Below are 13,776 nucleotides of genomic sequence, written 5' to 3'. Positions count from 1 at the left end.
CTACCAACGCTGAACTGCTGCATGTTTGCACAGAGGTCAACCAGAAACGATCCTGCTCCTAATCCTAAAATGACAAAATACAGACACCTTAACGTCACATTCACTTCCTCAGTGGTCAGGATTAAAGACTTAAGTTTTTGTAATACAGGGAACTAAGGACGTAAAACAAAAAGCTTTGTGGCTAAACCAAATTAAAGGGCTATGTATTTGTCTGGTAGTTATTTACCACTCCGTGATCACCTTCTATCCGCAGCTTAATCTGTTCCAGCATCCATGGTCGCAGACACTCTCGAAGTGCTGGGTCTACTTCAATCTTTACCTCGCACCTTTTCGTATGCCGGTGTTCTTTTTTATCTCCGGTTATTTGATACGACGCTATATCGATGAAGTGACATGGAAAGAGAGCATCGATAAACGCGTCTGGAACATTGTATATGTGCTGGCACTGTGGAGTGTGTTGCAATGGACAGGGTTAAGACAGCTCAATGCGTGGATGGCACCGGAGCGTGATCTGACCGACGCCGCGAATGCCGCTTACGCGAGTAGCTGGGTTGAGTTTTTACAGGGGATGCTCACCGCCGCCGCGCGCTGATCCATGCGTTGGCCTTGGCTAAAATGACGCAATCGCGGATAATCAAGGGATTGCGTATCAGTGATATGCCCCCATGTCGGGGGATATCCACAAGAGACTCCGACACCTTCTATGCCTGAACAATATCGTTATTCACTGCCGACCAAAGCGGGTGACCAGCGCCAGTTTGGCGAACTCACCGGTGCCGCTTGCGCCACCGAAGTGGCGGAAATTATTGAGCGCCATGCTGGTCCCGTGGTGCTGATCGCACCCGATATGCAAAACGCCCTGCGCTTACAGGACGAGATAAGCCAATTTACCGATAAGCTGGTGATGAATCTGGCAGACTGGGAAACGCTACCCTACGATAGTTTTTCGCCACACCAGGAGATTATCTCCTCCCGTCTTTCCACCCTTTATCAACTGCCCGCCATGCAGCACGGCGTGCTGATTGTGCCGGTCAATACCCTGATGCAGCGCGTCTGCCCGCACAATTATCTGCACGGCCATGCGCTGGTGATGAAAAAAGGGCAGCGGTTGTCTCGCGATCAGCTCCGCGCACAAATGGACAGCGCCGGTTACCGCCATGTTGATCAGGTAATGGAGCACGGCGAGTATGCCACGCGCGGTGCGCTGCTGGATCTCTTCCCGATGGGCAGCGAGCAGCCGTTCCGTCTCGACTTTTTCGATGATGAAATCGACAGCTTGCGGCTGTTCGACGTCGATACCCAGCGCACGCTGGAAGAGGTTGAAGCGATTAATTTACTGCCCGCGCATGAATTCCCGACCGATAAAAATGCCATTGAGCTGTTCCGCAGCCAGTGGCGCGATCGGTTTGAGGTGAAGCGCGATGCAGAACACATTTATCAGCAGGTGAGCAAAGGCACCTTGCCTGCCGGGATCGAATACTGGCAGCCGCTGTTCTTTAGCGAACCGCTGTCGCCGCTATTTAGCTATTTCCCGGCGAATACACTGCTGGTTAGTACTGGCGATCTGGAAGCCAGCGCAGAACGTTTTCAACAGGAGACGCAGGCACGCTTCGAGAGCCGCGGAGTGGATCCGATGCGCCCGCTGTTGCCGCCGGAAAGCTTATGGCTACGTAGCGACGCTCTGTTCAGTGAACTGAAAAAATGGCCGCGAATCCAGCTTAAAACTGAACGGCTCAGTGAAAAAGCTGCGCACGTTAATCTCGGTTATCGCACATTGCCCGAGCTGGCGGTACAGGCGCAGCAAAAATCTCCGCTGGATAATCTGCGTAAATTCCTTGAGTCCTTTAGCGGCCCAGTAATTTTCTCGGTCGAGAGCGAAGGCCGCCGCGAAGCACTGATTGAACTGCTGGCGCGCATTAATGTGACGCCTAAACGCATTTTGCGTCTCGAGGAAGCTTCAGCGCCGGGTGCCTGGATGATGATCGGCGCGGCAGAGCACGGTTTTATCGACACCCTGCGCAACCGGGCGCTGATATGCGAAAGCGATCTGCTGGGCGAGCGCGTTGCTCGCCGCCGCCAGGATACCCGGCGGACGATTAACCCTGACACGCTGATCCGTAACCTTGCCGAGCTGCATGACGGCCAGCCGGTAGTACATCTGGAACATGGTGTCGGGCGTTATGCCGGTATGACGACATTGGAAGCAGGCGGTATTAAAGGCGAATACTTGATGCTGACGTACGCTGGTGACGCCAAACTTTATGTCCCGGTCTCTTCGCTGCATCTGATCAGCCGCTATGCGGGCGGTGCAGAAGAGAATGCCCCGCTGCATAAACTAGGCAGCGATGTCTGGATGCGGGCACGGCAGAAAGCGGCGGAAAAAGTGCGTGATGTGGCGGCTGAGTTGCTGGATATCTACGCGCAGCGCGCGGCAAAAGCGGGTTTTGCCTTCAAGCACGATCGTGAACAATATCAACTGTTCTGCGATGCTTTCCCCTTCGAAACCACGCCGGATCAGGCACAGGCGATCAACGCCGTACTCAGTGATATGTGCCAGCCGCTGGCAATGGATCGCCTGGTGTGCGGCGACGTGGGTTTCGGTAAAACCGAAGTGGCGATGCGCGCAGCATTCCTTGCGGTCGAAAACAACAAGCAGGTGGCGGTGCTGGTGCCGACTACTCTGCTGGCGCAGCAGCACTTTGATAACTTCCGCGACCGTTTTGCCAACTGGCCGGTGCGTATTGAAATGCTTTCACGCTTTCGCAGCGCCAAAGAGCAGTCGCAAATTCTTGAACAGGCCGCTGAGGGCAAAATCGATATTCTGATCGGCACGCACAAACTGCTGCAAAGCGATGTGAAGCTGAAAGATCTCGGACTGCTGATTGTCGACGAAGAGCACCGCTTCGGCGTGCGCCATAAAGAGCGCATAAAAGCGATGCGTGCCGATGTCGATATTCTGACGCTGACGGCAACGCCGATCCCGCGCACTCTGAATATGGCAATGAGCGGAATGCGCGACCTGTCAATTATTGCCACGCCACCAGCGCGCCGCCTGGCGGTGAAAACGTTTGTTCGGGAGTACGATAGCCTGGTGGTGCGTGAGGCCATTCTGCGTGAAGTGCTGCGCGGCGGGCAGGTCTATTACTTGTATAACGATGTGGAAAATATCCAGAAAGCCGCCGACAGGCTAGCGGAACTGGTGCCGGAGGCGCGTATCGCTATCGGCCATGGACAGATGCGCGAGCGTGAACTGGAACGGGTGATGAACGATTTCCATCATCAGCGTTTTAACGTGCTGGTCTGCACCACCATCATTGAAACCGGGATCGATATTCCGACCGCCAATACCATTATCATCGAACGCGCCGACCACTTTGGCCTCGCCCAGTTACACCAGCTACGCGGACGCGTCGGCCGCTCACACCACCAGGCCTACGCCTGGTTGCTGACACCGCACCCGAAAGCGATGACTACCGATGCGCAAAAACGGCTGGAAGCTATCGCGTCGCTGGAGGATTTGGGCGCAGGCTTTGCGCTGGCAACGCACGATCTGGAGATCCGTGGGGCGGGCGAACTGCTCGGTGAAGATCAGAGCGGCCAGATGGAAACTATCGGCTTCTCGCTGTATATGGAACTGCTGGAAAATGCAGTTGATGCGCTGAAAGCTGGTCGAGAGCCGTCGCTGGAGGATTTAACCAGCCAGCAGACCGAGGTCGAACTGCGCATGCCTTCACTGTTGCCGGACGATTTTATTCCTGATGTTAATACGCGTCTGTCGTTCTATAAACGCATCGCCAGTGCGAAAGATACGAACGCGCTGGAAGAGATTAAAGTCGAACTGATTGATCGCTTCGGTCTGCTACCGGATGCAGCGCGTAACCTGCTGGATATCGCCCTGCTGCGCCAGCAAGCGCAGAAGCTGGGGATCCGCAAACTGGAAGGCAATGAAAAAGGCGGCATCATCGAGTTCAACGAGAAAAACAAGGTCAACCCGGTGTGGCTGATTGGTCTGCTACAGAAGCAGCCGCAGCATTTCCGTTTGGATGGTCCGACGCGTCTGAAGTTTATGCAGGATCTGAGCGAACGGAAAACCCGCATGGGCTGGGTACGTAATTTCATGCAGCAATTGGCCGAAAATGCCATCGCCTGACGGTCTTATTGCCGGGCAGTCTGGCCCGGCCTGTTATCTTTCGCAATATTTACAAATATTTTGCAATAGCCAGGGTTTCCCGACACCCTGACCAACCATAATCCCATAACAAAGTTGCATACAAATAACCTTAATATTTACATGGATTATGGTAATGAGAAGAATTGCGCGTTTTACCTGCTGGCTCACCCTCCTCACTGTTGCGATCATCACCGCCCTCACCCTTCCCGCACGGGCAAACACCTGGCCATTACCCGCAGAGGGCAGTCGTCTTGTAGGCGAAAACCGCTATCACGTAGTGCAAAATGATGGCGGTTCACTGGAAGCGATCGCTAAAAAATATAATGTTGGTTTTCTCGCTCTGTTGCAGGCAAACCCGGGCGTCGACCCTTATGTACCACGAGCAGGCAGCGTGCTGACGATCCCGCTACAAACCCTGCTGCCGGATGCTCCACGCAAAGGTATTGTGATCAATCTCGCGGAATTGCGCCTCTATTACTATCCGCCGGGAAAAAATGAAGTGACGGTTTATCCGATCGGAATTGGTCAGTTAGGTGGTGACACCCTGACGCCAACGATGGTCACCACAGTTTCCGATAAACGCGCAAACCCCACCTGGACGCCAACCGCTAATATCCGCGCGCGTTACAAGGCTCAAGGGATTGATCTGCCCGCGGTGATGCCCGCCGGGCCGGATAACCCGATGGGGCATCATGCGATCCGTCTTGCCGCGTTTGGCGGGGTTTATCTTCTGCACGGCACCAATGCTGATTTCGGTATTGGCATGCGCGTCAGCTCCGGCTGCATTCGCCTGCGCGATGCCGATATTTCCAGTCTGTTTGCCAACGTGACACCAGGAACGGCGGTGAACATCATTAATACGCCGATAAAAGCGTCGGTTGAGCCGGACGGTAAAAGGCTGGTTGAAGTACACCAACCGCTGTCAAAATCGATTGATGACGATCCAAAAACGCTGCCCCTTGTGTTGACTGCCGCGATGCAGGCCTTCAAAGACGATGCCCGTAGCGATGCCAGTATCATGAACCGCGCAATGGAAATTCGCTCTGGTATGCCGGTTGATGTTACGCGTCATAATGAGAGAGCTTTGCAGGCTATGTAAAACGGAGCGAAATAGAAATGGCCCAGTGATGTACGCCGGGCCTTTTCTATTGCAGTGGCACAGGGAAGAGATTGGGGTTATTTGTACAGCACTGCGGTACCGTGTAGGTTGTCAGAACCGGTCACTGAAGTGATGCGGAAAGATTTCGCGCCCATTTCGTCGGCTTTTTGCGCCAGTTTAGCTTCAACGGAAGAGAGATCCGAACCTGCGCTGACGCCAATAGCCGCAACTTCCTGCTGGCCTGTCGGCGCAGACTGAACTTCAACGGCAGCAAAGCTGGCAAAAGGGAGCATGCTGAGTGCAGCAGCGGCAAAAAGTGCAGTGATGTTTTTCATGATTTTTTCCTGAATAAAGATAAAAGATGTCGCCAGCCATTAAGTTAACGATCGATAGATAAATCATAAATGTGATCTTCATCACTGGTCAATATGATTTTATAATGATCGTTAATTAAAATATTAATTGCTTAAATTTCATAAGCATATGTTTTATGAATATGTGCTATTTTGCTGCTGGTCATTGGCGAAGATTATTTTTATAATGGTTGCTCAACAAACCAACAAAGGTTAGGCGGCAATATGACCAGTGAAGTCACCAGTTGCACCAAAAAATGCCGTGGCCGACCGAAAGTGTTCGACAGGGAAGCGGCGCTCGACAAAGCCATGACGCTGTTCTGGCAGCATGGCTACGAAGCCACATCATTATCCGATCTCGTGGAAGCCACCGGGGCGAAAGCGCCGACGCTGTACGCTGAGTTCACCAATAAAGAAGGGTTGTTCCGTGCGGTGCTCGATCGCTATATTTCGCGGTTCGCCAGACAGCACGAAGCCCAGCTGCTCTGCGAGGACAAACCAGTAGAAACCGCGCTGCTGGATTATTTCACTGCAGTGGCAAAGTGCTTCACCAGCACAGAGACACCAGCCGGTTGTTTTATGATCAACACCTCAGCTACGCTGGCAGCTTCTTCGCAGGCCATCGCGCAAACGATAAAGTCACGACATGCGCAGCAGGAAGACACCCTGTTCCAGTTCCTCACTCAGCGCCAGCAGCGCGGTGAGATCCCGATGGATGCGGATCCGCAGGCACTGGCTGCATTCCTTGGCTGCGTTTTGCAGGGAATGTCGATCACCGCACGCGAAGGTGCCAGCGTTGAGAAGCTGCTACAGATCACGCGCACCACCCTGCGACTATGGCCAAATTTGATCAAGGCGTAAAAAAAATGAGACGGGCAACCGTCTCATTTTTTATCTATGTGATAGAGATTCCATATTTCAACAATAGGAGAAAACTATCAGCTAAACTCCCTGCTTTGCTATTATTAATTGTGATTATTGCTCCACTAATTATTCAGCAGAGTGATACAAATAATAAACGTCATGATGACATGTTCAACTGGCTTTCCTTTGCTCTCATTTTGACGCGCTGTAATGCATGACTTGTCGAGGATAAAGGGGGCTTCACTGACTGATCACAAGCAGAAGGAAAATGGAGATGATTTTGCTATTACCATTCATTAAAGTGCTAATAGTAATTACATTGTTATTTGGTCTGTGGGTTATGTTAGGCGGTTCCGTACTATTTGCTTTTATATCCGTTCTCATCACCGGGCTACTGCTGGTCAGGCAACACGATTTCATTTGATCTGATTAAGCCTTGCTGAAAAGCAAGGCTTTTTAGTGAAAAAAGGCTCCCCAGCCTGAGCGATGGGGAGCCAACATGCAGAGTACTACTGTTTTACGCGTTGTTATTCAGTATCAACTGACCATTTTTATCCAGCGGAATCTGCGTCCCCGGATCTTTATCCATGCGGATTTTTCCCTGTTGGTCGCCGATTTTGTAAGTTACGTCGTAGCCGAGCATTTTTTCCGATTTGTCATATACCGTGCTACAACGCTGCTGGGTAGTGGTGTAGGTGTCACGCTCCTGCATACCGCCCTGGAGCTGGTTACCAGCATACCCGCCGCCTAACGCGCCAACTACTGTTGCGACATCCCTTCCTCTGCCGCCGCCGAACTGATGACCAAGTACACCGCCAGCCACTGCACCAAGCACCGACCCGGTAATACGGTTCTCATCCTGCACCGGGCGGCGATGCGTCATGGTGACATTACGGCACTCCTGACGCGGCGTTTTTACTGTTTCCTTGATTGGCGTGGATGAAACAACCTGCGCATATTGAGGACCGCGATCGAACACATTCAGGCTGGCCACGGCGGCAACGCCCAGTGCAGCGGCCACACCAATACCAATACCCGCTAACATTGATTTATTCACAGGATTATCTCCCTGGTTGGCTATTGGTAACAATTTTGCAACTTGAGCAATAGTAAAGCCAATCGGAAAGCGCGCAAAAATAGAGATACTGGTGGGGTAAAAGATGATATTCAGAGTTTTCCTACCGGTATCTGCGTATCCGGCAGATGGATATGCTACTCCCCGACTGACAGCCGGGAGAGCAGCAAAACAGGATTAGTGCAATTTCAGACGCGGGCGGATCACACGGTTAATACTGCCGACCAGCATCATCAGACCGGTTTTGAAATAGCCGTGCAGCGCAATCTGGTGCATACGGTACAGCGAGATGTACACAAAACGGGCAATACGACCCTCAATCATCATTGAACCACGCATCAGGTTACCCATCAGGCTACCCACGGTGGAGTAGTTCGACAAGGAAACCAGTGAACCGTGATCCTTATAAACATAAGATTTCAGCGGGTTGCCTTTGATCTGCGCCAGGATGTTATGCAACGCGAGTGTGGCCATCTGGTGAGCAGCCTGCGCGCGCGGCGGAACAAATCCGCCTTCCGGACGGGCGCAAGAAGCACAGTCGCCAATGGCGTAAATATCCGCATCGCGCGTCGTTTGCAGCGTCGGTTCAACCACCAGCTGATTGATGCGGTTGGTTTCCAGCCCGCCGATCTCTTTCATAAAGTCCGGAGCCTTTATTCCTGCCGCCCATACCATCAGATCGGCCCTGATGTATTCGCCTTCTTTGGTATGCAGACCGCCTTCGTCGGCGCTGGTGACCATTGTCCGGGTCATAACGCGTACGCCCATTTTAGTCAGTTCATTATGTGCAGCACCGGAGATACGCGGCGGCAGTGCTGGCAGAATTCGCTCCCCCGCTTCCACCAGCGTGACATTCAGCGCTTCATTCGTCAGCCCTTTGTAACCGTAGCTATGAAGCTGTTTCACCGCATTGTGCAACTCGGCGGAGAGTTCAACGCCGGTCGCGCCGCCACCGACAATCGTAATATTGACTTTGCCGTTAGCACCGAGATTAGCGGAATATTTCAGGAACAGGTTGAGCATTTCCTGATGGAAGCGACGCGCCTGGTGCGGGTTATCGAGGAAGATGCAGTGCTCTTTCACACCGGGCGTGTTGAAATCGTTCGAGGTACTGCCCAGCGCCATCACCAGCGTGTCATAGGCCAGTTTACGTTCCGGTACCAGCAGATCGCCCTTCTCATCACGCAATTCCGCCAGGGTGATGGTTTTGCTTTCGCGGTTAATATCCATCACCGAACCCAACTGGAACTGGAAATGATGATTACGTGCGTGAGCCAGGTAGCTCAGTGCATCAACACCTTCATCCAGCGAACCGGTTGCCACTTCGTGCAGCAGGGGTTTCCATAAATGGCTGTGGTTACGATCGACCAGCGTGATTTTGGCTTTTTTACCGCGTCCCAGCTTTTTACCTAACTGTGTTGCCAGTTCCAGACCGCCAGCGCCACCACCTACAATCACAATCTTTCTCAACGGTGTTGTCAAAATGATCCCCTAAAATATTAACCAATTGTTAATTAAAAGTTATAATAATAGCTCTTAATTAACAATTGGTTACGCACGCGCAACCTCACTTTGACGTCGAGAATATCACGAACGGTTCAATGGTCATACCAAAATTGATATGAATCAAGTTTTCATGCCTAAAAGTTGAGCAAGTGTAGTCGCGCAGCGAAAAACTGCCCGTCAGGAAAGGAAAAAAAGAGAAGCCCGGCAGACGAAAACCTGCCGGGGAGAGGCTTAACCGAGGGTTTTAAAGGCCTTAATGCGCTGTAAATGTGGCGAGATGTTTTTAAACTTATGCGACTGTTCTTCGTCCCAGACAATCTCATAGTAATGATGCAACTCATCGGAAGAACGCTGGTTGTCCAGTGCTTCATCTTTTCGCGACAGGATCACCAGGCAGCGATCGCGGTTTTTCTCGCGGAAGTTAGCGACACACTTAGTAGCAATGTCTTTATACTCTTCCGGTCGGTCAATTTTCCCTTCCATATTCTCATAGGGAAATAGATTCGGATTGAATATTACCTGGCGGATGTCGCACAGAAAACCAATGCGCTCGGCCCAGTAACCACCAAGGCCGACGCCGCAAATCAGTGGTCGTTCATCCACGTTGAGCTGCAACATCTTGTCGACTTCTTTCAGCAGATGCTGCATATCATGTCTCGGATGCCGCGTGCTGTAGCTTACCAGGCGAACATCCGGATCAATAAACTGTAGCTGCAACACTTTTTCATGGTTGCCGGGACTGTTTGAGTCAAAACCGTGTAAATAAATAATCATTGTATCCTCACCACTTCGACATCGCGTCCTCAGGGGTTAATGGGCGGCTTTCTGCTCCTGCCAACGCTCATGCAACTGCTCCAGTGCTTTATTGACAGCCCTCCAGCGCGCCGAGCTCATTAACTCCTGACGAGAATATGAACCTTTATGATACAATTGCGTAACACGCTCTGCATTGATCGGCGACAGGTTATCTAACACACTCACCGCGCCTTTACGATTATTACAGACGAGGATCATATCGCAACCGGCATCCAGCGATGACTGCCCGCGTTCAGCATAACTACCCATGATTGCCGCACCCTCCATTGACAAATCGTCAGAAAAAATCACGCCATTAAAACCCAGCTCGCCGCGCAGAATGGTTTTCAACCACCACGGTGAACCGCTGGCCGGATGCGGATCGGCATCGGTATAAATCACATGTGCGGGCATAATGGCATCAAGTTTGTTTTGCGCAATAAGCGTGCAGAACACCGACATATCTTGCGCGCGGATCTCCGCCAGCGGGCGCGGATCGCGCGGCGTCTCCTTGTGTGAATCCGCGGTCACCGCGCCGTGCCCCGGAAAATGCTTGCCGGTCGTTTTCATTCCCGCGCTGTGCATACCATCGATAAAGTGGCTTGCCATTACCAGCGCTTTAGCCGGATCAGCATGGTAAGAGCGTTCGCCAATAGCGGCGCTGATATGCCCAACATCCAGCACCGGAGCAAAACTGATATCAATATCCATGGCGATCATTTCACTGGCCATCAGCCAGCCGGCATCTTGCGCCAGCCGTCCGCCCTCTTCTAACCCGTGCAGAGCGGCAAATGCCTGGGCCGCAGGCAGACGCGTAAATCCTTCGCGAAAACGCTGCACTCGTCCACCTTCCTGATCGACAGCCACCACCAGACGGTGGTGCGAAGCCTGGCGGATCTGGCGCACCAGTTCACGCAACTGCTCAGGATCATGATAATTACGGGTAAAGAGGATCAGGCCGCCCACCAGCGGATGCGCCAGAATCTCGCGCTCTTCCGCATCCAGTTCATACCCTTCCACATCCAACATTACCGGCCCCACACTAACCTCTCTTATTCTTTGTTCTGTAACCGCCGCCAGATCGCATCTGCCAGCGTAATAAATTGTTGTTCGCCCGTTTGTTGCCAGCGGAATTCGAACCAACCCGCCATCAACATCCATACCCAGGGCCACCAGCGTCGAACCTGGCGCTGTAATGTTACCGGATCGACCGCTGCCTGCTGAGCATACTGCGCAACCAACTGCTGACGCTGCGCCTCATCCTCCGCCCATACTGCGGCGAGCTCGAGAGCAACATCACCATCGCCAGCATATTCCCAGTCGATAAGCCGCAAACCCGCGGCGCTGTGCACCAGGTTTCCCGCATGGACATCCATATGCAGCGGCGCGAGCCGTAACGGCTGCGGTTCGCCCTGTTTTCTTAACTGCTTCAACTGCCGCAACCAGAAGGGAGTGCGCCGCGTCGGCGCGCTCTGCTGCCAATATCGATCCAGCAGCGGCAACAACGTGATACGCCAGCCAAAAAGTGGCTGACGGTGCAAATCACGGAGTAATGCTGCCAGTGCATCAGGCTGCGGTAAGGCTGTTTTGATCTCGCCGGGTATAAAGTCCACCGCCATCCAGGCTCCAGTATAGAGCCGCGGACGCGGCGCAAGGGTTGCAGGCAAGCGGCGGAGCAAACGGTACTGGCGCAGAAATGGCGATGAGACGGCCAGGTGATGCTGGCGTAGCACCAGCGTGTGTCGGCCATCATGAATAAGACAACTCCCGCCGCTTAGCCCGCTATTCTGGCTGGCGACGGGAGTATACGTCGGAAAATAGCGTGACAACACAGTGTCACGCGTCTGTTTATTGTTGCTGAACCGCACCTTTACCCGACCAGATAATTTCGCCTGTCTGCACCATCATCAGTTGCATTTGTAACGCGGGTGCGCTGGCGTTGCCGGTCGCGTTGGAATAAAGCACATACTGTGCCCCAACGTTGCGGGCAATACCGATGGCTTTACTGCGGGTACCCAGGCTGTCCTGCGGGGAGAGACCCAGTTGCTGTTTCGCCAGCGAGAGCTGCTGCGCGGTAATCAACGTAAATTTACCGTTATTGGCCAGCGCATTGCGCAGCGTTTCGGTGGCTTCGGCGGTGTTAATCGAGCCGTTGGTCCGATTATTTACGCTATCGACCAGCAAAACGCTGCCAGAGTTGACACCGCTGGCCTGCAACATTTTACCGACCATCGGCTGCATTGCGATGTTCCAGTCATAATGGCGTTCACGCGGTGCGGGCTGCCCGGTTTGATCCTGGTGTTCAATTGGGCCAGGCTGCTGCGGCAACGTCGGAACCGACGGTACTGTCGGAACTGGTTGCGTCGGTTGCGGCTGCGGCTGAGTGGGCTGCTGAGCGCCGCCTGCCTGTTCAACCGGCGCCGGTTGTTGACTACTGATACACCCCGACAGCAACACCGCCAGCGTTGTCAGTAGCGCGAAGCGTCCAAATGTTTTAATCAAGGGTCACTCCTTAAAGATAGAGATAAAGTCTGACGCTGTGTGCACCCAGATAGTTAGCGCTGCCATACAGCGTCACGCCGGAACGCGCCGGGATCGTGATGCTGCGCGGCGCTTCCAGCGGGTGCATTTCCAGGCCTCTGGTGTCATACCAGAAAAAACGATAGTGCACTGTCACAGGCTGCTGCCGCTCATTAAACAATCGGGAGGAGGCGGAAGGTTGAAGCTCATGCGTGCCCATTTCCGGTGATTCCGCAATAATGCCCATCGCCAGAATACCAGACTCCATCACTAGCGTTTGATCGCTGGCGACCGGAATAGCCGGGCGCGAACTGCATCCCACCAGCCCCAGCGCCGCCAGCAACAGCGCGACACGCCCGTTTATCATCTTACAGACCTTTATGAGCCAGCATTGGCCCCATTGCGCGCCCGCCCAACAGATGCATATGGATATGGTAAACCTCCTGACCACCATGACGATTACAGTTCATGATCAGACGGTATCCGTCTTCGGCGATGCCTTCGTCGCGGACGATTTTGGCCGCAACGGTCAGCATACGGCCCAGCGCCTGTTCGTGCGCTTCGGTGGCGTCATTCAGCGTGGGAATGAGGATATTCGGCACAATAAGCACATGCGTCGGCGCTTGTGGAGAGATATCGCGAAAAGCGGTGACCAGTTCATCCTGGTAGACAATATCCGAGGGAATTTCCCGGCGGATGATTTTACTGAAAATGGTTTCTTCGGCCATGACGTTTTCCTTTTTCAGGCACGGAGTGAATCCGCAGCCATCGTCAATTAAGTGCCCTAGAGTATGATCGAGATTCTCTTGTTGTTTCAACCATAACGCTCTTTTTCTTTCACCTTTACGCCCTTCTCTGCCACAGGAACCTTTTTCCTTGCAACGCAGCGTGAATGAAATAGCATTTCAATTATTAATATTATATCTGAGGATAGCTATCCCCGGAAAAGAGACTTTCCCGTTACGGCTGTGTACGGACGGTTTTAGCCCCTGACGGGGGAAAAATCGGGGCTTTCCCCCAGGCTGTAGTGCATAACCTACACGATCGGGATAGGGGCTGATCTCACGATCAGCCTCCTCCCACACCACCGTACATACGGGTCCGTATACGGCGGTTCGGTTATGTTTATCGTCGCCTGCCTATAAATCCGGTAGGCCCAGTCTGATGAACAGGCGATTGGGAAGTGCTATGCTCAGTGCCGGACTACAGCTTATCCGCCATTGCTTATGGCAACTCCCTACCGTTTGCGCTGCAAGGTCTTTGCTTACTCCCCGTCTGCGCAACTCTTTGAAGCGCTTGCTGCCCGTTTTCCACTGTTTCCACAGGACACTTCGCAACCTGCGCCTTATCCACCTGTTCAGATCTCTCATCAGCGTTTGCCACTGGTTCAGTC

12 protein-coding genes and 1 pseudogene are annotated in these 13,776 nt (G+C 53.0%); 4 read left to right on the top strand and 9 right to left on the bottom strand.

Annotated elements, in window-relative coordinates; translation table 11 throughout:
• Positions 1 to 142: 142 nt before the first annotated feature.
• The 3 genes and pseudogenes from GA0061070_RS14760 to ldtC all read left to right on the top strand — a co-directional run.
• Positions 143 to 583, top strand: a pseudogene (locus tag GA0061070_RS14760) (acyltransferase family protein); the annotation flags it as partial.
• A gap of 120 nt (positions 584 to 703) precedes the next feature.
• A complete protein-coding gene (gene mfd / locus GA0061070_RS14755; RefSeq protein WP_090136832.1) occupies positions 704 to 4,150 on the top strand; it encodes a transcription-repair coupling factor in 3,447 nt (1,148 codons plus the stop codon).
• A 154-nt stretch (positions 4,151 to 4,304) separates the two neighbouring features.
• Positions 4,305 to 5,270, top strand: coding sequence for a L,D-transpeptidase LdtC (gene ldtC, locus GA0061070_RS14750; RefSeq protein WP_090136831.1), 966 nt, complete (start codon positions 4,305 to 4,307; stop codon positions 5,268 to 5,270).
• A 77-nt stretch (positions 5,271 to 5,347) separates the two neighbouring features.
• On the opposite strand, the gene bhsA is transcribed toward ldtC, so the two are convergent.
• The gene (gene bhsA / locus GA0061070_RS14745) at positions 5,348 to 5,605 is read right to left on the bottom strand and encodes a multiple stress resistance protein BhsA (protein ID WP_090136830.1); all 258 of its coding nucleotides are present in this window, start codon (positions 5,603 to 5,605) and stop codon (positions 5,348 to 5,350) included.
• A gap of 243 nt (positions 5,606 to 5,848) precedes the next feature.
• Here bhsA and GA0061070_RS14740 point away from each other — a divergent pair, with 243 nt between their 5' ends.
• On the top strand, positions 5,849 to 6,484 hold the full coding sequence (locus tag GA0061070_RS14740) for a TetR/AcrR family transcriptional regulator (protein WP_090136829.1): 636 nt from the start codon (positions 5,849 to 5,851) through the stop codon (positions 6,482 to 6,484).
• Positions 6,485 to 7,004: 520 nt separating this feature from the next.
• Here GA0061070_RS14740 and GA0061070_RS14730 read toward each other — a convergent pair.
• The 8 genes from GA0061070_RS14730 to hinT form a co-directional block, all read right to left on the bottom strand.
• Positions 7,005 to 7,544: a glycine zipper 2TM domain-containing protein gene (locus GA0061070_RS14730; RefSeq protein ID WP_090119673.1), complete on the bottom strand. Its 540-nt coding sequence runs from the start codon at positions 7,542 to 7,544 to the stop codon at positions 7,005 to 7,007.
• A 195-nt stretch (positions 7,545 to 7,739) separates the two neighbouring features.
• Positions 7,740 to 9,044, bottom strand: coding sequence for an NAD(P)/FAD-dependent oxidoreductase (locus GA0061070_RS14725; protein WP_090136827.1), 1,305 nt, complete (start codon positions 9,042 to 9,044; stop codon positions 7,740 to 7,742).
• Between the two features lie 255 nt (positions 9,045 to 9,299).
• Positions 9,300 to 9,842 (bottom strand): alpha/beta hydrolase YcfP, encoded by a 543-nt coding sequence (gene ycfP, locus GA0061070_RS14720; RefSeq protein ID WP_090136826.1) that lies wholly within the window; start codon positions 9,840 to 9,842, stop codon positions 9,300 to 9,302.
• A 36-nt stretch (positions 9,843 to 9,878) separates the two neighbouring features.
• A complete protein-coding gene (gene nagZ, locus GA0061070_RS14715) occupies positions 9,879 to 10,904 on the bottom strand; it encodes a beta-N-acetylhexosaminidase (protein ID WP_090136825.1) in 1,026 nt (341 codons plus the stop codon).
• Between the two features lie 11 nt (positions 10,905 to 10,915).
• Complete coding sequence (gene thiK, locus GA0061070_RS14710) at positions 10,916 to 11,731, bottom strand: thiamine kinase (RefSeq protein WP_090136824.1); 816 nt, start codon at positions 11,729 to 11,731, stop codon at positions 10,916 to 10,918.
• Positions 11,712 to 12,365 carry a penicillin-binding protein activator LpoB gene (lpoB, locus tag GA0061070_RS14705; RefSeq protein ID WP_090136823.1) on the bottom strand — a complete coding sequence of 218 codons (654 nt, stop codon included), beginning with the start codon at positions 12,363 to 12,365 and terminating at the stop codon, positions 11,712 to 11,714. The genes thiK and lpoB overlap by 20 nt, the downstream gene beginning before the upstream one ends.
• A gap of 10 nt (positions 12,366 to 12,375) precedes the next feature.
• Positions 12,376 to 12,750, bottom strand: a complete 375-nt coding sequence (locus GA0061070_RS14700) for a YcfL family putative periplasmic lipoprotein (RefSeq protein ID WP_090136822.1) — start codon at positions 12,748 to 12,750, stop codon at positions 12,376 to 12,378.
• Position 12,751: 1 nt separating this feature from the next.
• A complete protein-coding gene (gene hinT, locus GA0061070_RS14695; RefSeq protein WP_090136821.1) occupies positions 12,752 to 13,111 on the bottom strand; it encodes a purine nucleoside phosphoramidase in 360 nt (119 codons plus the stop codon).
• Between the last annotated feature and the right edge of the window lie 665 nt (positions 13,112 to 13,776).

The sequence above is a fragment of the Kosakonia oryziphila genome, assembly GCF_900094795.1.
GTDB classification, from domain to species: domain Bacteria; phylum Pseudomonadota; class Gammaproteobacteria; order Enterobacterales; family Enterobacteriaceae; genus Kosakonia; species Kosakonia oryziphila.
This window is presented reverse-complemented; position numbering and strand designations above follow the sequence as displayed.

Excerpts from the sequence above, each read along its gene's own strand:
- mfd (WP_090136832.1), top strand. The coding sequence starts at position 704 with ATGCCTGAACAATATCGTTATTCACTGCCGACCAAAGCGGGTGACCAG.
- ldtC (WP_090136831.1), top strand. The coding sequence starts at position 4,305 with ATGAGAAGAATTGCGCGTTTTACCTGCTGGCTCACCCTCCTCACTGTT.
- bhsA (WP_090136830.1), bottom strand. The coding sequence starts at position 5,605 with ATGAAAAACATCACTGCACTTTTTGCCGCTGCTGCACTCAGCATGCTC.
- GA0061070_RS14740 (WP_090136829.1), top strand. The coding sequence starts at position 5,849 with ATGACCAGTGAAGTCACCAGTTGCACCAAAAAATGCCGTGGCCGACCG.
- ycfP (WP_090136826.1), bottom strand. The coding sequence starts at position 9,842 with ATGATTATTTATTTACACGGTTTTGACTCAAACAGTCCCGGCAACCAT.
- GA0061070_RS14700 (WP_090136822.1), bottom strand. The coding sequence starts at position 12,750 with ATGATAAACGGGCGTGTCGCGCTGTTGCTGGCGGCGCTGGGGCTGGTG.
- hinT (WP_090136821.1), bottom strand. The coding sequence starts at position 13,111 with ATGGCCGAAGAAACCATTTTCAGTAAAATCATCCGCCGGGAAATTCCC.